This window comes from Microbispora sp. KK1-11, from assembly GCF_006874435.1.
Taxonomy (GTDB): Bacteria; Actinomycetota; Actinomycetes; order Streptosporangiales; family Streptosporangiaceae; genus Microbispora; species Microbispora catharanthi.
In genome coordinates this window covers 36,651-56,107 of record NZ_VIRJ01000007.1, presented here as the reverse complement: position 1 = coordinate 56,107, position 19,457 = coordinate 36,651, and the positions used below count along the sequence as shown (strand labels likewise).

17 protein-coding genes are annotated in these 19,457 nt (G+C 72.4%); 6 read left to right on the top strand and 11 right to left on the bottom strand.

The genetic code is table 11. From position 1 onward, the window contains the following. Positions 1-8: 8 nt before the first annotated feature. Entirely contained in the window at positions 9-566 is a 558-nt protein-coding gene (frr, locus tag FLW16_RS12760; protein ID WP_142560229.1) for a ribosome recycling factor, read from the top strand. Positions 567-670: 104 nt separating this feature from the next. Beyond that, on the top strand, positions 671-1,786 hold the full coding sequence (locus FLW16_RS12755; RefSeq protein ID WP_312847133.1) for a phosphatidate cytidylyltransferase: 1,116 nt from the start codon (positions 671-673) through the stop codon (positions 1,784-1,786). 19 nt (positions 1,787-1,805) lie between these two features. On the opposite strand, the gene FLW16_RS12750 is transcribed toward FLW16_RS12755, so the two are convergent. Further along, positions 1,806-2,840 (bottom strand): suppressor of fused domain protein, encoded by a 1,035-nt coding sequence (locus FLW16_RS12750; protein ID WP_142560228.1) that lies wholly within the window; start codon positions 2,838-2,840, stop codon positions 1,806-1,808. Between the two features lie 105 nt (positions 2,841-2,945). Here FLW16_RS12750 and rlmN point away from each other — a divergent pair, with 105 nt between their 5' ends. Continuing rightward, on the top strand, positions 2,946-4,058 hold the full coding sequence (gene rlmN / locus FLW16_RS12745) for a 23S rRNA (adenine(2503)-C(2))-methyltransferase RlmN (protein WP_142560227.1): 1,113 nt from the start codon (positions 2,946-2,948) through the stop codon (positions 4,056-4,058). A 13-nt stretch (positions 4,059-4,071) separates the two neighbouring features. Here the strand turns inward: rlmN and FLW16_RS12740 are convergent, their stop codons facing one another. Together FLW16_RS12740 and FLW16_RS12735 are read right to left on the bottom strand one after the other, a co-directional pair. After that, a complete protein-coding gene (locus FLW16_RS12740; protein ID WP_142560226.1) occupies positions 4,072-4,743 on the bottom strand; it encodes a hypothetical protein in 672 nt (223 codons plus the stop codon). After that, a complete protein-coding gene (locus tag FLW16_RS12735; RefSeq protein WP_142560225.1) occupies positions 4,740-5,498 on the bottom strand; it encodes an ATP-binding cassette domain-containing protein in 759 nt (252 codons plus the stop codon). The genes FLW16_RS12740 and FLW16_RS12735 overlap by 4 nt, the downstream gene beginning before the upstream one ends. Positions 5,499-5,623: 125 nt before the next feature. Here FLW16_RS12735 and FLW16_RS12730 point away from each other — a divergent pair, with 125 nt between their 5' ends. Then, on the top strand, positions 5,624-6,418 hold the full coding sequence (locus FLW16_RS12730; RefSeq protein ID WP_185949390.1) for a DivIVA domain-containing protein: 795 nt from the start codon (positions 5,624-5,626) through the stop codon (positions 6,416-6,418). A gap of 60 nt (positions 6,419-6,478) precedes the next feature. After that, entirely contained in the window at positions 6,479-7,900 is a 1,422-nt protein-coding gene (locus FLW16_RS12725; protein ID WP_142560223.1) for a M1 family metallopeptidase, read from the top strand. Positions 7,901-8,113: 213 nt separating this feature from the next. Here the strand turns inward: FLW16_RS12725 and FLW16_RS12720 are convergent, their stop codons facing one another. The 7 genes from FLW16_RS12720 to FLW16_RS12690 form a co-directional block, all read right to left on the bottom strand. Next, positions 8,114-9,664 (bottom strand): FGGY-family carbohydrate kinase, encoded by a 1,551-nt coding sequence (locus FLW16_RS12720; RefSeq protein WP_142560222.1) that lies wholly within the window; start codon positions 9,662-9,664, stop codon positions 8,114-8,116. Beyond that, complete coding sequence (locus tag FLW16_RS12715) at positions 9,661-11,337, bottom strand: glycerol-3-phosphate dehydrogenase/oxidase (protein WP_142560221.1); 1,677 nt, start codon at positions 11,335-11,337, stop codon at positions 9,661-9,663. Before FLW16_RS12715 ends, FLW16_RS12720 begins: the two co-directional genes overlap by 4 nt. A 64-nt stretch (positions 11,338-11,401) precedes the next feature. Continuing rightward, positions 11,402-12,289 (bottom strand): 3-hydroxy-5-phosphonooxypentane-2,4-dione thiolase, encoded by an 888-nt coding sequence (gene lsrF, locus FLW16_RS12710; protein WP_142560220.1) that lies wholly within the window; start codon positions 12,287-12,289, stop codon positions 11,402-11,404. Then, positions 12,282-13,292 carry an ABC transporter permease gene (locus FLW16_RS12705; RefSeq protein WP_260615206.1) on the bottom strand — a complete coding sequence of 337 codons (1,011 nt, stop codon included), beginning with the start codon at positions 13,290-13,292 and terminating at the stop codon, positions 12,282-12,284. The genes lsrF and FLW16_RS12705 overlap by 8 nt, the downstream gene beginning before the upstream one ends. Further along, positions 13,289-14,248: an ABC transporter permease gene (locus FLW16_RS12700; RefSeq protein WP_142560219.1), complete on the bottom strand. Its 960-nt coding sequence runs from the start codon at positions 14,246-14,248 to the stop codon at positions 13,289-13,291. The genes FLW16_RS12705 and FLW16_RS12700 overlap by 4 nt, the downstream gene beginning before the upstream one ends. Beyond that, positions 14,248-15,759: a sugar ABC transporter ATP-binding protein gene (locus tag FLW16_RS12695; RefSeq protein ID WP_142560218.1), complete on the bottom strand. Its 1,512-nt coding sequence runs from the start codon at positions 15,757-15,759 to the stop codon at positions 14,248-14,250. The genes FLW16_RS12700 and FLW16_RS12695 overlap by 1 nt, the downstream gene beginning before the upstream one ends. Positions 15,760-15,807: 48 nt before the next feature. Then, positions 15,808-16,926 (bottom strand): ABC transporter substrate-binding protein, encoded by a 1,119-nt coding sequence (locus tag FLW16_RS12690; protein ID WP_260615205.1) that lies wholly within the window; start codon positions 16,924-16,926, stop codon positions 15,808-15,810. A gap of 253 nt (positions 16,927-17,179) precedes the next feature. Between FLW16_RS12690 and FLW16_RS12685 the strand changes: the two genes are divergently transcribed. After that, positions 17,180-17,917, top strand: coding sequence for a GntR family transcriptional regulator (locus tag FLW16_RS12685; protein WP_079319797.1), 738 nt, complete (start codon positions 17,180-17,182; stop codon positions 17,915-17,917). 13 nt (positions 17,918-17,930) lie between these two features. On the opposite strand, the gene FLW16_RS12680 is transcribed toward FLW16_RS12685, so the two are convergent. Then, positions 17,931-19,388 (bottom strand): PucR family transcriptional regulator, encoded by a 1,458-nt coding sequence (locus FLW16_RS12680; RefSeq protein ID WP_260615204.1) that lies wholly within the window; start codon positions 19,386-19,388, stop codon positions 17,931-17,933. Between the last annotated feature and the right edge of the window lie 69 nt (positions 19,389-19,457).

The following is a 19,457-nucleotide window of genomic DNA, read 5'->3' as shown; positions in this document are numbered from 1 at the left end:
GAGCCGCAGTGATCGACGAAACCCTCCTCGAGGCCGAGGAGAAGATGGACAAGGCGGTGACGGTCGCCAAGGACGACTTCGCGAGCATCCGCACCGGCCGTGTGACGCCCTCGATGTTCAACAAAATCACCGTTGACTACTACGGGTCGCCGACGCCGATCCAGCAGCTCGCGTCGTTCCACGTCCCCGAGGCGCGTATGGTGCTCGTGCAGCCGTACGACAAGGGCTCGCTGAACGCGGTCGAGAGGGCCATCCGCGACAGCGACCTCGGCGTCAACCCGAGCAACGACGGCACCGTCATCCGCGTGGTGTTCCCCGAGCTGTCGGAGGAGCGCCGCAAGGAGTACATCAAGGTCGCCCGCAACAAGGCGGAGCACGGCCGGGTGTCCGTACGGAACATCCGCCGGCACGCCAAGGAGACCCTCGACAAGCTCGTCAAGGACGGCGAGGCCGGCGAGGACGAGGTCCATCGTGCGGTCAAGGAGCTCGACGACCTCACCCAGAAGCACGTCGCGAAGATCGACGAGCTGCTGAAGCACAAGGAAGCCGAGCTGCTCGAGGTCTGACGTCGCGGCCCGGAAAGCGGGCCGTACGGCACGACCGTGATCCTTGTGCCGCACCGCGAGAGCGGGCGGCGCAAGGATCACGCGCATATAGAGAGTGGGACGCTGTGGACGGAACTGCTGCCGCCGGCGACCGGAACCCGGCGGGGGGCCCGGCGGGCCCCTCCGGTGCCGGACACGGCCCAGAGACGGGTGGCCGCACCGGCGCCGATCAGGCGTCCGCGCCGAACGGCCGCGGCGGCGCCGGCACGGGCCGTGACGCCGGACAGAGCGGCGTCACCGGACCCGGCACCGAATCCGCCGCCGGCTCCGCGCCCGAGGCCGGCCGCCCTGCCACGCCGAACGGTCTCGCGGACCCGCCGGGCACCGGCTCCCCGGGCGGCACGTCCGGCGACGCCGCCAAGAAGCCCTCGGGCCGCACGGGCCGCAACCTCCCGGCCGCGGTGGGGGTCGGCGTCGCGCTCGGCGCGGTGGTCATCGGCTCGCTCTACACCGTCAAGGTCGCCTTCCTCGTCGTGGTCCTCGTGGCCATCGGCGTCGGCATACACGAGATCGTCAAGGCGTTCGGCGGTTTCGGCATCCGGGTGCCGTTGCCGCCCCTGCTGGCCGGCATGGCGGCCATGGTGCTCGGACCCTACTGGGGCGGCACGTCGTTCCTGGTCGGCGCGTTCGCCGTGACCGTGATGGTGCTGCTGGCCTGGCGCATGTTCCAGGGCGCCGAGGGCTTCGTCAGGGACGCGACCGCCGCGGTGTTCATCGCCGTCTACCCGGCGCTGCTCGCGGGGTTCGTGCCGTTGCTGCTGGCTCCCGAGGACGGGCCGGACCGCGTGATCGTCTTCATCGCGGTCACGGTGTGCAGCGACATCGGGGGATACTTCGCCGGGATCTTCTTCGGCAAGCACCGGATGTCGCCGCTCATCAGCCCGAAGAAGACCTGGGAGGGCTTCGCCGGGTCCACTCTCGCCTGCGTCGTAGGCGGCGCGTTACTGGTCCACTTCCTGCTGCAGGGCGAGTACTGGGAGGGCGCCGTCGTCGGCCTGGCGGGAGTCGTGTGCGCGACTCTCGGCGACCTCGTCGAGTCGGTGATCAAGCGTGACATCGGCATCAAGGACATGGGCACGCTGCTGCCCGGGCACGGCGGGGCCATGGACCGCCTCGACTCGCTGCTGTTCACGCTCGTCCCCGTGTGGCTGCTGCTCACGCTTCTGGTCCCGGTCGCCTGACGCCCGGCACCGGCGAGCGTCAGATCCGGCTGGTCATCGCCAGCCGTTCGCTGATAGCGCGATGGCCGTGATCGGCCACGAGCCGGAGTTCGGACTCGGTGAGCGGAAGCAGCCACAGCCACCGTACGGCGTCACCGCCAAACACGAATCCCGACATGTCCGGTAGCCCGGGCGGGTCCATCAGCATGAGCACCCCCTGGTGCCCGCCGTCCAACGGGAACGTGACCGGGTTCTGGAACCAGCGGGCCGTGTGCCCGTGCCCCAGCCATGTCACCGACCGCCACGGATACTGCCCGAGCCAGGCGAACAGCCGTGCGGCGACTCTCGGATCCTGCCTGGTCGCCAGCGCCAGTTCCACCCGGCACGCCGTGTCGTACATCTCCGCTGCGGGCATCCGCTGGCAGCTCATGCCGACCGTGGACAGCACCGTGTAGTCCCGCGTGAACGTGGGCGGGCGCTCGCTGACGCCCACCATGGGAAACCGGTCGCCGCCGACGTCCCAGTAACGGCCGGGCGTCCCGAGCCTGCTGTCCAGGTGGCCGAGCACGAACTGCTGGTAGGTGGCCCAGCTGCCCTCCGCCTGCCGCCACTGCCAGTACGCGCGGGCCTTGGCCACCCGGGGGGACAGGCCCTCCAGCGCCTCGCCGAGCGGCCAGGCGAAAGGCGACTCCCCGACGGCGTCCCGCGCGTAGCCGGGCATGCCGCGCTCCATGTCGGCCCACGCCGGAATGACCGCCAGGAGCGTGTCGTTCTCGTAAAGGGCGACGCCGTCGCCTTCCTCGAACCACAGCACCGACAGCGACTCCACGTCCAGGGGCGGCCGGCCGGAGGGATGCGCGGTGTGCGCCTCGGGCATCACCGGCGGCAGCCCGGCGTTGGCCCGGCCGACATCCGCCTCGGCGGGGGCGGGGACGTGGTTGGCCAGCCAGACCGCTCCGTGGACGATCCCCTTCGCGTCACGAAGGTAAGCTACGGAGGAGGTCCGGTCGGCTTCGATCGTCAGTGTGCGGCTCCCGTAGGGGTTGGTGCTGGTGAGCACGACAGTGGTGTCCACACCTCACCTCTCGTACGCCTCCGGGATTCGACCGCCAGACAGAATGTAAAGCCGCGTTGCGCCAGTCGTTAAGACCACGGCCGCGGATGATGGAAAGGGTTTTGCGTGAGCGAGCAGCCGAAGACCGGGCAGCTGACCTTCGTGGCGCCCCGCAGGGCCAAGCCGCAGCGCCACCTCGCCGACCTGACCATGGCCGAGCGCAGGGCGGCGGTGGCGGAGCTGGGGGAGAAGCCGTTCCGCGCCGACCAGCTCTCCCGTCACTACTTCACCCGGCTGACCGGCTCTCCCGAGCAGATGACCGACCTGCCGGGCGCGCTGCGCGAGCGGCTGGTCGAGCAGCTCATGCCCCCGCTGCTGACCTCCGTACGCGAGATCACCTGTGACGGCGGCATGACGCGCAAGACGCTGTGGAAGCTGTTCGACGGCTCGCTGGTCGAGTCGGTCCTGATGCGTTATCCCGACCGCGTCACCATGTGCGTCTCCTCCCAGGCCGGATGCGGCATGAACTGCCCGTTCTGCGCGACGGGCCAGGCCGGGCTCACCCGCAACATGTCCACCGCCGAGATCGTCGAGCAGGTCGTCGCGGGTGCCCGGGCGCTGGCCCAGGGCGAGGTCCCGGGCGGGCCCGGACGGGTCACCAACGTGGTCTTCATGGGCATGGGTGAGCCGATGGCCAACTACAAGGCCGTCATCGGCGCCGTCCGCCGCCTGGTCGACCCCGCGCCGGAGGGCCTGGGCATCTCGGCGCGCGGCGTCACGGTGTCGACGGTCGGCCTGGTGCCGGCGATCGGCAAGCTCGCCGACGAGGGCCTGCCGGTGACGCTCGCCGTCTCCCTCCACGCGCCGGACGACGAGCTCAGGGACACGCTCGTGCCGATCAACACCCGGTGGAAGGTCGCCGAGGTGCTCGACGCGGCCTGGAGCTACACGGCCAAGACCAAGCGGCGCGTGTCCATCGAGTACGCCCTGATCAAGGACATCAACGACCAGGAGTGGCGGGCCGACCTGCTCGGCCGCCTGCTCAAGGGCAAGCTCGTGCACGTCAACCTGATCCCGCTCAACCCCACGCCCGGCTCGAAGTGGACCGCTTCACGTCCCGAGGACGAGCGGGCGTTCGTACGCCGCCTGGAGTCCCACGGCGTCGCCGTCACCGTGCGGGACACCCGGGGGCGGGAGATCGACGGGGCGTGCGGGCAGCTCGCCGCGGCGCCCCAATAACCACAGTAGTGACCTAGGGGCGCGTACGGCGCAGCCACGCGTAGGCCGCCAGGCCGATCGCGGGCCACAGCAGCGACTGCACCGTGAGCAGGGGCAGCCCGGACAGCAGCACCCCGTGATGGGCGTCCCGCATCCAGGCCATGACCGGCACGGTGAGCCAGCGGGCCCCGGCCATGCTGAGCACCAGCATGGACAGGTAGCCGAGGATCAGGGCGATCGTGGAGACCGCGGGAGACGGCAGGATCGGGCGGCTCGTCAGCGCCCCGAGCGTGAGCCCCGCCGTCGCCGACAGCAGATGCAGCCACACCCCGGCCAGCAGCACGTCGGTGGTGGGGAAGGTGGTCAGGCGGCTGAGCAACGCGACCTCGGCGATCGCGGCCAGCGCGACCAGCGACGCGAACGCCGCCAGCAGACCGCTCACCAGTTCCCGCGTTCCCAGGGCGGACAGGGCGACGCTGCGCTGCTCGTCGGGTTCCGTGTCGAGCAGGCCGCGGGCGGCCCAGGCGAGCACCGGCACGAGCATGGCCGCCGAGTCCGCGGTGGCCCCGATCTCCTGACCGGTGGGCACGGCGGTCGCGTAGAGGACCGCGAGCAGCGCGAGCAGCGCGAGCAGCGGCTGCAGGGCCCGGTGCGATGCGATGTATCCGGTGACGCGGAACCGCGCCAGGGCGATCACGGCGATCATCCGGCCGCCTCCCCGGCGATGCGGCCCGTGACGTGCCCCGTGATGTTCACCGTGCAGCCCTCGGCGCGCAGGCGGTCGGCCAGGTCCGAGGCCCTCGACGCGTCCACCGCCACCTCCAGCACGGTCAGGGCCGTCTCGCCGGCCTCCGCGACCGGTTCGAGTTCCCGTACGACCCGGTCGCGGACCTCGCAGCGGCGCAGGCCGGGAAAGGCGCGCAGATCACCCTGGTGGTCGCTCACCACCACGATCCCGCCGCGCGCGCTGATGTCCCCGATGATCCTGGGGAGTTCGGCGCGGGTGGCGGCGTCGAGACCGGCGAAGGGCTCGTCGAGCACGAGCAGCCCCGGCTCGGCGAGCAGCGCCTGCGCGAGGCCCACCTTGTGCGCGCTGCCCTTGGACAGATCGGGCAGGCGCTGCCCGAGCAGGTGGTCCATGCTGAGCCGCTCGCTCCACCTGCCGATCGACTCCGTGCTCACTCTCCGGACCGCCGCCATGTGCCGCAGGTAGGACGCTACGGTGAACGGCTGGTCGGCGGGGAACCGCTCGGGGGCGTACCCGACGACCCGGGGGCGGTCCTGGACGCTTCCGCGTACGGGCCTGAGCAGCCCTGCGACCAGTCGCAGGAGGGTCGACTTGCCGGTGCCGTTGGGCCCGGTGACCTCGACCACGTCCCCCGCGTCGAGGACCAGGCCGGCGTCGGACAGGATCCAGGGGTCGCGCCGTCCATATCGGAAGGAGAGGCTGGCGATCCGCATAGTTTTTTGAGCCTATCGGGATGTTCCTCCCGGCGTACGAACATCGGTCGATCTTTGGGTCTCGCCTTTCTGTTGGGACTCCCGTCAAAATGGACGGGCGTCAGCAACGGGCAGGAAGGTGTGGTGTGAACCGCTTTCCCCGCGTCATGGCCGTGCGCCTGGGCTATGACCCAGAACAGGTCGACGACTTCGTGCGCAGGATCGAGCGGACGCTCGGGCTCGGCCCGCTCGACGGGCCGCCGGTGACCGCCGACGAGATCAGGAACGCGAAGTTCGCCGTCAAGCGCGGGGGTTACAACGAGACGGCCGTGGACTTCGCGCTCGACGCTTTCATCGTGGCGGTCGAGGCGCGGGCAGGCCAGGACGCCGCGAGCACACCGTCCACGCCGGCCGTGACGCCGCCGTCCGCAGCCAGGAAGCCCGTCAAGAACGCCGCCGCCAAGAACGCCGTCGTCAAAGAGGCGGCAGTCAAAGAGCCGGCAGTCAAAGAGCCGGCAGTCAAAGAGCCGGCCGTCGAGACGCCCGCCGCCGAAGAGCCCGCGCCCGCCGTTCCGAAGCCCGCCACCCCGGCCGTGGCGGCTTCGTCCCCCCGTACGCGTGCCGAGGAGCGGGCGCGATCGGACACGGCCCTCGCGAAGACCGCCGGCTCCGGGGAGTCCTGGCTGGAGGCGCAGGCGGCCCGGGTGGAGCGCGTGGCCTTCCGCCCGGGGCGGCTCGGCATGGGCTACCGCGAGGAGGAGGTCGACGCGTTCCTCGACCGGGTGGTGGCGACGCTGCGCGGGACGGCTGCCGAGCCGTTGACGGCGGAGCAGGTCAGGAAGGCCACGTTCGCGACCGTCGTGTTCCGGCCCGGCTACGCGATCCACGAGGTGGACGGCTTCCTGGCCGAGATGGCGAACGTGCTGGAGCGCTGCCCCTGAGGCGATCCGCAAAGCTCGTAAATTGCAGCTTTCGTGGAGCAATGCACCACGATAGGGATCATGCTGCGCAGATCATCCCCCCTGGCGGCGTTCGTCGCCACCGGCCTCACGTTGACCGTTCCCCTGCCGGCCGTGGCGGCCGTGCCGGCCCACGCGAGCACCGGCTCCGGCGCCTACGTCCCCGGCTCGGCCGGTCTCGGCGACCCGTACTTCCCCCAGGCGGGCAACGGCGGATACGACGTCGGCCACTACACGATCCGGCTGCGGTTCACGCCGAAGACCCGTCACCTCAGCGCCACGACGACGATCACGGCGACGGCGACCGAGAACCTCTCCCGGTTCGACCTCGACTTCTCCGGGCCGAAGATCGGCAAGGTCGAGGTGAACGGCGAGCGGGCCTCGTACGCCAGGAAGGGCCAGGAGCTCGTCGTCACGCCCCGGCACGGGCTGCCGTCCGGGAAGGCGTTCACCGTCGAGGTGTCCTACGCCGGCCGGCCAAAATCGATCAAGGACAGGGCGCTCGGCTCCACCGGCTGGATCGACACCAAGGACGGCGCCGTCGTGCTGGCCGAGCCGGACGGCGCCCGCAGCTGGTTCCCGGTCAACGACCACCCGCGGGACAAGGCCACCTACACCTTCGAGATCACCGCACCCGAGGGGCTGACGGTCCTGGCCAACGGCGAGCCGAAGAACTCCGGCGTCGCCGGCCCGCGGGGCGGCTACAGGACCTCCACGTGGGAGATGCGCCGGCCCATGGCGTCCTACCTCGCCATGATCGCGATCGGGAAGTTCAAGGTCAGCCGGGGCACCGTCGACGGCATGCCCAACATCACGGCCTACGATCCGTCCCTGGCCAAGGAGTTCAAGCGCCTGCACGCCACCACCGCCAAGGCGGTCACATGGGAGTCGAAGATCTTCGGCGACTACCCGTTCTCCTCGACCGGCGGCATCGCCGACCGGCTCGGCGTCTACTACGCGCTGGAGACACAGGGCAGACCGGTGTACGACACGGGCATGTCGGACGAGCCGACGATCGTGCACGAACTGGCCCACCAGTGGTTCGGCGACAGCGTCGGCCTGCGCAGCTGGAAGGACATCTGGCTGAACGAGGGCTTCGCGTCGTACGCCGAGTGGCTGTACCAGGAGCAGCACGGCGGCCCCTCCGCGGAGAAGACCTTCGCCCGGCAGTACAGGCACAAGGCCGGCAGCGCCTTCTGGAAGCTCAAGACCGGCGACCCGGGCCACAACGGCATGTTCGACTGGAACGCGATCTACCTCCGCGGCGCCATGACGGTGCACGCACTGCGCAAGAGGATCGGCGACGAGACGTTCTTCACGCTGCTGCGCACGTGGACGAAGGAGAACCGGCACTCCACCGTCACCACCGAGGACCTCATCGCCCTGGCGGAACGGCTGTCCGGCCAGAACCTGGGCGACCTGTTCGACGCGTGGCTGTACAAGGCGGCCAAGCCGAAGCTCTGACGGGCGCGGGTCGCGGGCGGCCGATGACACGGCCGCCCGCTCCTCGGGACGGCGCCGGACAGCGCTGCCGGGAACTCCTTCCCGCGCGCCCGGCGCCCCCGCGGTGGCACCGCCGCACCGGTGCCACCACGCTCTGCCGCCGCGCTCTGCCACCACGCTCTGCCGCCGGGCTGTGTGCCACACTGTGTCGCCACACTGTGCCGCGGCGACCTGTCAGCGGCCGTCCGACGTGGGAGCCGGTTCGAATCCCGACGTGCGATACCGCTCGACCTCCGACCACGCGGCGGACATCCCGGCCAGGCACCGGTCGAACACCTCCGCCTGCCGGACGTACGCCTCGCGGGCGGGGCCGGGGCGGACGCACAGGTCGTCGGTGTCGCTGACCGACCACGGCACGTCGCTGTGCCCCAGCGCGGCGGGCAGCAGCGAGGCGACCCCGCGCGCGCCGAGTTCGCTGGTGAGCTGCCGGCGGACGGGACGGCCGAGCACGTCGGCGAAGATCTGCGCCCAGACCTCCGACCGCGCGCCGCCCCCGGCCAGCCGCCAGGGGCGGTCGCCCACGTCGGCACCGCTGGCCAGGACCCGGTCGAGCTGCACCCGGTGATACTGGGCGACCCCCTCGATGACCGCACGGGTGAGATGCCCGCGACGATGGACGGCGGAGATGCCGAGGAAGGTCCCTGAGGCCGCCGGGTGCTCGGGGGCGCCGTTGACGAACGGCAGGAACAGCAGCCCGTCCGCGCCCGGCGCCACCGTCGCGGCCTCGGCCAGCAGGTCCGTCGCCGGGACGCCGGCGGTCGCCCGGTGCGGCACCGACGCGGTGCTCAGCCAGTCGAGGTTGGCGGCCGACGTGGGGGCGACCTCCATGGCGAGCATCGTTCCCGAGTCCGGCATCAGCGCGCTGAGCGTGACCTCGGGTGCGGGGGTGGCGGCGGGGACGACGACGCCGTTGATGGCCCAGGTGCCCACGATGATCGTCACGTCGCCCGGCGCCCGGCCGCCCGCGCCCAGCGTGGCGGCCACGCAGTCCATGCAGCCCGCGATCACGGGCAGCCCCTCCGGCAGCCCGGTCAGCTCCGCGACCCGCGCGCTGAGCCCGGCCACGACCTGCCCGGACTCCCGCAGCGGCGGGAAGCGGTCGAGGTCGCCGACCGGAAGCCCCACCAGTTCGAGCGCCGTCGGGGTGTACTCGCGGGTGTCCAGCGCCACCATGCCGAACGCGCTCGCGTCGCTGTAGTCGGCGCTGGGCACACCGGTGAGCTGCGAGGTCACCCAGTCCTTGCACGACAGCGCCCACCGGGTCGCGGCGTACGCCTCGGGCTCGGCGTCGTGCATCCAGCGCAGGAGCACGGACGGCTGGGCCGCCCAGGGGATGGAGCCGGTCTCGGCGGCCAGGCGGCGGGCCGCCTCCGGCTCGATCGCGTCCACGATGTGCTGGGCGCGGCTGTCCGACGACGCGATGGCCGGCCCGACCGGTCGCAGCGACGCGTCGACCGGGTAGAGCCCGTTGCCGTGGGCGGCCACGCCGATGCCGGCCGGCGCGTACCCGTCGGCCGCGAGCTTGCCCGCGAGGTCGCCGAGCAGCGACACGACGGTGTCGGCCAGTCCGGTCATGTCCACGTCGTGCCGGTGGGCGGTCACGCTGGTCCGGGGAGTGCGGGCGTGCACCACCCCCACCTCGCGCCCCTCGGCGTCGAACGCGGCGGCCTTCGACGCGGTCAGGCCGACGTCGACCCCGATGTAACACGTGGCCAGGTTCGTCATGCTGTCCTCCCGTCGCTGCCCCTGCCTGCGCCCGCGCCCGAGCCCGCCGCCGCGGCCAGCGCCCGGGGACGGTGGCGCCGCAGTTCGTTCTCGTAGGCGGCGATCTCGGCGCGGGCCCGCCCCTCGTCCCAGCCGAGGTGGCGTACGGCGACGTCCGCGCAGGTCGCGGCGCTGGAAAGGCCCATGTCGCCGTTGAGCCCGACAAGGATACGCCGCAGCATGACGTCGGCCAGCGTGACTGCGCCCTCCTCGCGTACGGCCATGACGACCTCGGCGGCCAGGGCGCCGGTCTCCTTGTCGACGACCTCGGCGAGCGAGGGATCCTCGGCCGCGAGGTCGAGCACCCGGCGGGCGCGCACGCCGTACAGCTGCAGCAGCCGGCGGGAGGACGCGCCGTCCAGCGGCGACTCACGCAGGAAGTCGCGCACGAACTCCGGCCAGTCCGAAGTGTCCGCGCCGGGGAACGGCCGGGTCCGGGTGACGCACGGGCGGGGCCGCTTGCCGAGCACGCGCAGCGCCTCGTCGGTCACGTCCTCCGCGAGCGCCCGGTGGGTCGTGAGCTTGCCGCCGATGACCGTCAGCAGGCCCCGGTAGGCGGGCGCGTGGTTGAGCACCGTGTGCCCACGGCTGATCTTGGCGTTGTCCGACACCCCGGCCGTGTACGGGAGGGGCCGGATGCCGGCGACGCTCCACAGCACGTCGTCCCGCGTCAACCGCGCCTGGGGGAAGATCCGGTTGGTCTCGGCGAGCAGGTAGTCGATCTCGGCGTCGCCGGCCACGACCTCGTCCAGGTCGCCCTCGTAGGTGAGGTCGGTGCTGCCCAGCACGTAGCGGCCCTGCCAGGGGAAGACGAAGATGGGCCGGCCGTCGGCCGCCGCCTCGAAGAAGATGCAGGTGTCGGGGGCTCCGGGGAACGGGTCGAGGACGACGTGGCTGCCCTTGGTGCCGCCGTTCAGCCGCCGGCTCTCGATCTGCCCGTCGAGGATCTGGTCGATCCACGGCCCGGCGGCGTTGACGGTGACGGCGGCCCGGATCTCCCCGCGCTCCCCGGTCCTTACGTCCTCGGTGTGAAGACCGGCGACCCGGTCGCCCTCGACGATCAGGCCGGTGACCGAGGTGTAGGTGAGGACGCGCGCGCCCAGGTGACGGGCGTCGAGGAGCAGTTCGACGCAGAGCCGCTCCGCCCACGGCACCTGCGCGTCGTGGAACAGCGCGGCCCCGCGCAGGCCCTCGCGCGACAGCGTGGGCCACCGGCGGGCCACCGTGCGGACCGGCACGCCCCGGCTGAGCCCGCGTCCCCGGCCCAGGGCCATCGTGTCGAACGCCAGCAGGCCGAGCCGGATCAGCGCTCCCGGCCGGGTGTTCCCCTCGTAGAAGGGGATCAGCATCGGGTAGTCGCGGATGAGGTGGGGAGCGGTGCGGAACAGCAGGTGCCGCTCCCGGATGGATTCGTGCACGAGCGCGAAGTCGTAGCGCTCGAGATACTTGAGGCCGCCGTGGATCAGCCGGCTGGAGGTGCTCGACGTGCCCGAGCCCACGTCGGCGCGGTCGACGACGACGACGCGCAGGCCGCGGGCGGCGGCGTCCCGGGCGATGGCGAGCCCGTTGATACCGGCTCCGATGACGGCGAGATCGACGACGTCGTTCTCACCGGAGGGGACGTGTTGCGACATGGGTGGCTCCCGGAGGGTGACGGGCGCGGGTCCGCGGGCGGACCCGCGCCGGAGAAGGATCGGACTAGGCTGCGGAGCCGCCCGCCTTCTCCTTGTAGATCTCGTACGCCTCCTCGGGCTTGAGCCCGTCGTGCACGACCGCCCGCACCGCGGCGAGCATGCCGGCGGGGCTGTCGCTCTGGAAGATGTTGCGGCCCATGTCGACGCCGGCGGCGCCCTCCTGGATCGACCGGTAGGCCATCGTCAGGGCGTCGAGCTCGGGCAGCTTCTTGCCGCCCGCGACGATGATCGGCACCGGGCAGCTCGCGGTGACGGTCTCGAAGCCCTCCTCGACGTAGTACGTCTTGACGATGTGGGCGCCCATCTCGGCGCTGATCCGGGTGGCGAGGCGGAAGTAGCGGGCGTCGCGGACCATGTCCTTGCCGACGGCGGTGACGCCCAGCACGGCCACGCCGTGCCGCTGACCGGCGTCCACGAGAGCGGCCAGGTTGGCGACCGACCGCGACTCGTGCTCACCGCCGATGAACACCTGGATGGCCACGGCCGCGGCGTTGAGGCGCAGCGCGTCCTCCATGTCGAGCGCGATGTGCTCGTCGGACAGCTCGCGCAGGATGCTCGGGCCGCCGCTGGCGCGCAGCACGATGCCGGCGTCGGTGGTCGCGGGGATGCTGGTGCGCAGCGCGCCGCGGGTCATCATGATCGCGTCGGCGTCCGGGACGAGCGGGGCGATCCGGGTGTCGAGGCGCTCCAGACCGGCCATCGGGCCGACGAAGTAGCCGTGGTCGAACGCGAGCATGACCGTGCGCCCGGTGTCCGGCCGGAAGATGCGCGACAGGCGGTTGCGCAGGCCCCAGTCCTGCCCGTGCGCGCCCTTGACGTGGAAGCCGCTCGCCGCGGGCCCGGCGGACGTCCCGAAGTCGCGGGCGTCGAGCAGGCCGTCGGTGTCAGCCATCAGTGTCGTCTCCTGTGCTAGTGGTGGTGGCGGTCGCGGTGCGCGATCGCCGTCTGAACAGTGATGCCGTACGGTCGCCTCCACCGGCGAGGAAGAGGACGAAGAGCACCAGGCCGCCCTTGAGCAGGTTCTGCGCCGCGGTGCTCCAGCCGACGAGGTTGACCAGTCCGTCGAGCAGGATGAAGAAGAGAGCCGCGCCCCACACGCCCACCGGGACCGCGCGGCCGCCGGAGATGAGCGTGCCGCCGATGACCACGACGGCCACGGAGTCGAGCAGGTAGCGGGTGCCGAGATCGGCCGAGGGCGCGATGTAGGCGGCGAGCAGTGCGCCGGTCAGCCCGGCAAGCGCCCCGCTCAGCAGGTAGGTCGACCCGATGATCCGGGCGACCGGGATGCCGGCCCGTTCGGCGGCCCGGCGGCTCTGGCCCACCGCGATCAGCGACCGGCCGTAGACCGTGCGGCGCAGCAGCGCGACGACGAGCACGGTCAGCACCGCGATCGCCAGCGCGAGGAGCGGGACGCCGGCCGGGCGCAGGTTGAGCGCCGAGCGCAGGCCGGCGTCGGGCACGGCGGTGAAGCCGTTGGCCATCGACAGCGTGATCGACGAGGCGACGAGCCCCGCGGCCAGCGTGGCGATGATCGGGGGGACGGACAGGCCGAGGATGGCCACGGCGCTGACCGCCGCGACGAGGACGCCGACGCCGATGCCCGCGAGGATCCCCACGGCCGCCGAGCCGGTCGCGGAGGCCGCCGCCACCGAGACGAACCCGGCGAGCGAGATGACCGACCCCACCGACACGTCGATGTTGCCGGGGCCCGCGCTGATGACCAGCATCTGCCCGAGCCCGACGATGACGAGGTACGGCGCGAGCGACAGGGCGAGGGAGACGGTCTGCCCGCCGCCCTGGCCCGAGATGGCCAGGATCACCAGCCACACGAGCGCGGCGGCGGCGAAGCCCCAAATCCAGGGGCCGCTCCATTGGCGAGTCACGCGGATGTTCACCGCAGCACCTTCCCCACGACGACGCGGCCGGCGAGCACGGCCAGGACGATCACGCCTTGCACGGCCGACTGCATGTCGGACCGCACGTCGAGCAGGCTGAGAACCACGCTGACCAGCCCCAGCGTCACCCCGCCGATCGCGGCGCCCCACGGCACGGCGTTGCCGCCGGAGAAGGAGCCCCCGCCGAGGATCACCGCGGCCACGGTCATGAGCGTGTAGCTGGAGGCCGACGACACGTCTCCGCCTCCGGTCTGCGAGGCCAGGACGAGGCCGGACAGCACGCCGAGCGCGCCCGCCGTCGCGTAGGCGATGACGCGGGACGTGAGCGGCCGCAGGCCGGCCCGCCGCAGCGCGACCGGGTTGCTGCCCAGACCGCGCATCCGCACGCCCGCGGCGCTGCGCGCGGTGAGCAGGTAGACCACCAGCGCGACGACCAGGATCGGCAGCAGCGGCGCCGGGAAGCCCGCGGGCTGCCAGGCGCCGAACGACGCCAGCCACCCGGGGGTCGTGCCGCCCGGCGTCGGCAGCAGGAACAGGCCGAGCCCGAGCCAGACGAACGAGGCGCCGAGGGTCGCGATCAGCGCCGGCACCTCCCGCAGGTGGATGAGCAGGCCGAGCACGGCGTACGCCGCGACCAGTCCGACCAGGACGAGCACGCCGAGGAGGGGGGACGACACCAGCAGGGTGGCGGAGACCACCGTGACCAGGCCGACGAAGTTGCCGATCCCGAGGTCGATGTCGCCGACGGCCATGAGCGTCATCTGCGCCTGCGCGGCGATCACCAGCGGGACGGTCGCGGACAGGACCAGCGTGAGGCCCTCCACGGTCAGCACGCCCGGCTGGAGCGACGAGCAGACGCAGATCATCGCGATCAGGGCGACGGCGCTGACCGCGGCCGGGGCCGAGCGGCGCATCCGCGCGCGGTCGGGCAGCGCCGGGGCGAGAAGCTGGGCCATCAGTCGTTCCCTCCGTCCTCGTTGAAGGAGACGGCGATGATGCGTTCCTCGGAGATCTCCTCGCCGGTCAGTTCGGCCACGATCCGGCCGGCACGGAAGACGTAGACCCGGTCGCAGTGGGCCATCTCGGCGTTCTCGCTGGAGTACCAGACGATGCTCCGGCCCTTCGCCGCCTCCTCCCTGATGAGGCGGTACAGATCGGTCTTGGTGTGCACGTCCACGCCCCGGAACGGGTCGTCGAGCAGCACGAGCCCGGCGGGGGAGGCGAAGGCGCGGGCGACGATGACCTTCTGCTGGTTGCCGCCGCTGAGCTCGGTGATCCCGGCCTCCGCGCCGCCCCTGATGGCCAGGCGCTTCACCCAGTCGCCGACCACCGCGCGCTCATCGGCTGGACGGCGCAGCCCCCGGCGGGCGATGCCGCGCAGCGCGGTCACGATCAGGTTGTCGCCCACGCTCCACAGGGGCAGGACGCCCGAGCGCTGCCGGTCGCCCGGCACGTACGCCCGCGTCACGTTGACCGTGGTGTCGCGCCGGACCGGCCGCCACAGGCGTTCGAGCACCTCCTGCTGGCCCTGGCCGGCCAGCCCGGCGAGGCCCACGACCTCGCCCTTGCCGACCCGCAGGGTGACCTCCCGCAGGCCGGGTCCGGTGGCGCCGCGCAGCTCGGCCACCGTCTCCCGCACGGCGGTCCCTGCGGCGGCCGTCCGCGTGCCGGCCGCCGCAGGAGCGGCGACGTGGGCGCCCATCAGCTCGAGGACGTCCGGCTCGCCGAGCCCGCCGGCCGGCCGTTCCGCGGTGACCGCGCCGTCGCGCAGCACGGCCACCCGGTCGGCCACCGAGAGGACCTCGCGGATGCGGTGCGAGATGAGCAGCACGGCGGTGCCTGCCTCGGTCAGCCTGCGCACGTAGGCGTACAGCGACCGGGCGGCGTCCGGACCGAGCGACTCGGTGGGCTCGTCGAGGATCAGCAGGTCGAGCCGGTCCACCAGGCAGGCGCGGGCGATCTCCACCATCTGGCGCCGGGCCAGCGACAGGTCCTCCACCCGGTCACGCGGGGAGACGCCGTGGCCGGGGAACATCTCGTCGAGGCGGCGGCGCACCGCGTCGCTCGCCGCGCGCCGCCACCCCAGGCGGGGCAGGCAGTGCCGCGAGGACACCCACATGTTCTCCGCCACGGTGAGGTCGGGGCACAGCGACGTCTCCTGGTAGGCCATCCGCACCGACCGGAAGTCCTCGGCGGACGCCTTCCTCCCGTGCACGAGGACCGTGCCCGTGTTGCAGGCCTCCAGCCCGGCGAGCACGCGCATGAGCGTGCTCTTGCCCGCGCCGTTGTGACCGACCAGCCCGAGCACCTCGCCCGCGCGGACCTCCAGGTCCACGCCCGTCAGGGCCCGGGTGCGCCCGTACGCCTTGGTCACGCCCCTGGCGGTGACGACGGGCGGCCGGACGGCCGGTCCGGTGTCCGTCTCCGGCGGCGCCGTGCCGCCGGCCGGGAGATTGTCGACGTGCATGCCCGGTCTCCTCCGTCTCCTCCGTGCCGTGGTCGATGTGAGGCCGGATCAGCTCGCGGCCGACGGGATCGGCGGCTGGACCGGCTTGCCGCCGGTCTTCACGGCCTCCACCTGCTGGCGGAACAGCTCCTGGGTCCACGGCCAGGCGGCGTACTCGTCGGGCTTGAGCACCGAGGCCCAGGCGTCGCGGTCCTTCTGCTCGATCAGGACGATCGGGAAGGTCATCTGCTTGGGCACGTCCTTGCCGCCGAGGAGGTCCAGGGCCTCCCAGAGCGCGGCGACCGACTGGCCGGGGTCGGACATGACGGCGACCGAGCCGTTGTCGATCTTGTTGTCCCGCCAGTAGCTCAGCGCGCGGCCGTTGGTCTCGAAGTCGACCGCGGGCACGGGCTTGCCCGCCGTGGCGAACGCCTGGGCCACGCCGTAGCCGTCGCCGCAGCCGATGACGCCGTCCACCTTCGGCACGCTGGACAGCACGCCGAGCACGGCCTTCTGCGCGGTGGCGCCGTCGCACATGCCGGTGACGGTCGCCACGGTCTTCACCCCGGGGTAGTCCGCGAGGACCTTCTTGGTCGTGTCGAGCATCTCGGCCTCGGGCTGGGAGCCGACCACGCCGCGGCTCACGATGACCGAGCCCTTGCCGCCGATGCCTTCGAGCAGCGGCTTGGCGGCGTACGTCGCCCAGTCCACGAAGCTGTTCTGCAGCACGTGCGCGCAGGGCGCGTCGATGGCGGAGTCGAAGACCACGACCTTGACGCCGGCCGTACAGGCCTGCTGGATCACCGGCTGCAGCGCGGTGGGCGAGGCGGGGTCGATGAGCAGCGCGTCGGGCTTCTGCAGCAGCAGGCTCTTGATCTGGGCGACCTGCTCGGTCGCCGAGTTCTCGCCCGGCGCGTTCACGACCTTGTACTTGCCGATCAGCCCGTCGGTCTTGGCCTGCTCGGCGGCGGCCTCGAACTTGGCGATCATCGTCTGCCGCCAGCCGTTGCCGATGAAGCCGTTGCTCAGCGCGATGAAGGGCTTGTCGCCGCCGCCCGCGGCCCCGCCGGCGGCGTCCGCGGTGGCGCTACCGGAGCCGCCGGAGCCGCAGCCCGCGGCCAGTACGGCGAGAGCGGAGATCGCCGCGGCGGCGGAGGCGGCGCGCCAGGGCCGGCGTGTGGGACGCATGTGCATGGTGTCTCCAGACAGAGCGGGTTCGCGAGGGGGGAGAGTCGGCGTGAAGGCTTCGCCCGATCGACCTGTCATTACAGGTCTGTAGTGACAAGCAAACTAAGCGGGCGTTACGGGCCTGTCAAGAGCCTGTTTCGGTCAACCTCGGACCGCCAGTGACGGATAATCTTGGTAACAGCCGGGCCCACTTGTAGTTACAGGTCGGAGTGGGGCATCCTGCTGCGGTGCCGCCGAGGAGGTTCCCGTGACGATGACCTATCCCCCCCTCAACCGCGACGGGGCGGAACCGCTGTGGATGCAGCTCATGCGGGCGTTGCGCGCGGAGATCGAGAGCGGCGTGCGCGGGCCCGACCAGCCGCTGCCGTCAGAGGCCGAGCTGAGCGACCTGTTCGGCGTCTCCCGCACGGTCGTCAGGGAGGCGCTGCGTGAGCTGGTCCAGCAGCGCCTGATCTACAAGGTAAAGGGCAAGGGCGCCTTCGTCGCGCCCCGCAAGACCGAGCTGAGGTTCGTCGGGTCGATGTCCGGGTCCGCCGACGACCTGCGGGAGTCCGGGCGCCGGGTGACCACGCAGACCGTCCGCCAGGCGCTCGGCGAGGCCGACGAGCGGGAGGCCGCGCTCCTGCGCATACCGCTGGGGGAGCAGGTCGTCCGGCTGCGCAGGCTCCGCCGGGTCGACGGCCAGCCGTGGCTGCTCGTCGACACCGCCCTGCCCGCCCGGCTCGTCCCCGGGCTCGAACGCGCCATCCTGGAGAACCAGTCGCTGTACGACGTGCTGCGCCGCCGATACGGCATCGAGCCCGCCGCGGCCGACCGCTGGATCGAGGCGGTCTTCCCCAACCGGGAGGACGCGGCCCTGCTTGAGGTGTCCACCTCGACACCGCTGCTCGGCATCGAGTCGGTCGCGTGGCTGGAGGACAACACCAGGTTCGAGGCGTACTACGCCCTCCACCGCAGCGACCAGACGCGCTTCTACGTCGGCATCCGCTGATCCCGCCGGGCGCTCAGACCCGGCCGAGCTGCGCCGCGGCGCGGATGGCGAGCCACACCTCGGCGAAGTCGCCGGTCGCCGACAGGTCGCGCCCGGTCAGCGCGCCGAAGCGGCGCAGCCGGTACGACAGCGTGTTGGGGTGCACGTGCAGGGCCCGCGCGGCGTCGTCGACGCGGCGGTCGCGCTCCATCCACGTCCGCACCGACGCGATCAGGTCAGAGCCGTGCTCCGCGTCGTATCGCAGGACGTCGCCGAGCACGTGCTCGACCAGGGCGGCCAGCACGCCCACGTCGTCGGGCAGCCACCGGCCCGTGGTGTCCTCGCCGTAGGCGACCAGCGGCCTGCCCGCCTCGGCGGCGCGGGAGGCCGCCCAGAGCGCCTCGCGCTGGGCGACGCGCAGTGACGACCCGGGCGGCAGGGGGCGGCTGACGCCGGCCGCGATGCCGGGCACCGCCTCCAGTTCCGCGGTGGCGACGGCCGCCGCCGTCAGCACGTAAAGGTCCCGGTGGCGGCGGAGCATGAGGTGCGGGTGCTCGCCGAGGGCCTGCACGACGGCGTCGTCCGCGGCGTCGCGCACCACGAGCAGCGCGATGTCGCGGTCGGGCGGCAGGCCCATCAGGGCGAGCCTGCGCCGGGCGGTCTCCGGGTCGAGCACGTCCTGCAGCAGCTCGGCCAGCGTCTCGGCGCCCTGGCGGCGCAGCGTCTCGCGCTCGCTGCGCACCATCGCCACCCGCAGGGCGGCGACGGTCGCGATGTGCTGGACCACGGCGAGCCCCGCCGGGCGGGCCCCCTCCCGTTCGAAGGCGACCAGGAACCCGGCCGGCCCGCCGGGCGCGGGCACCGGGAGCGCGAACCCGCCGGGGATCGTCGGCGGGGCGTCCGCGGAGGCGGGCAGCCGCACGGACGGCGGGGGCGCCGGCACGCCGGGCAGCAGCGGGCGCCCCTGTGGTGTGCTCAGGTAGATCGCGTAGCCCGACAGGCGTTCGAGCCGCCGGAACAGCCCGGCCGTGTCCAGGCCCTCGGACGCGAGCCAGCGCAGCGCGCCGAACACCTGGAGCTGCGCCCCCAGCCGCTGCCTGGCGTCCTCCTGCACGGCCGCCGCGACCTCCTGCGCGATCGCGATGAACGGCACGGCCAGCGGCACCTCCAGCACGGGGAACCCCCGCTCCTCGGCCGCGTCGAGGAAGGCCCGGCGCAACGGGGGGACGTGCAGCCCCGCGCTGAGCGCGAGCGCGGCCACCCCCGCGTCGTCGAGCCGCTCCAGGTACGCGCGCTGGGCGGCCGCGCTCTTCGGCACGCCGATGCCGGTCGTCATGATGACCTCGGCCCCGAGAAGCCAGGGTGTGGGATCCTCCAGCTCGCTCACGTGGGCCCAGGAGACCGATCTGCCGAGGCCACGCTCGCCCGCCAGCACCCTCAGCTGCAGCGCGGGGGAGCGCAGCAGGTCCTCCACGGTGTTGTGCGCGTCCACGACGGCCAGCCTATTTCCCGGGATAGCACCGATTGTCCTGATGCGGGCGAGTCGGGCACACTCGATCGA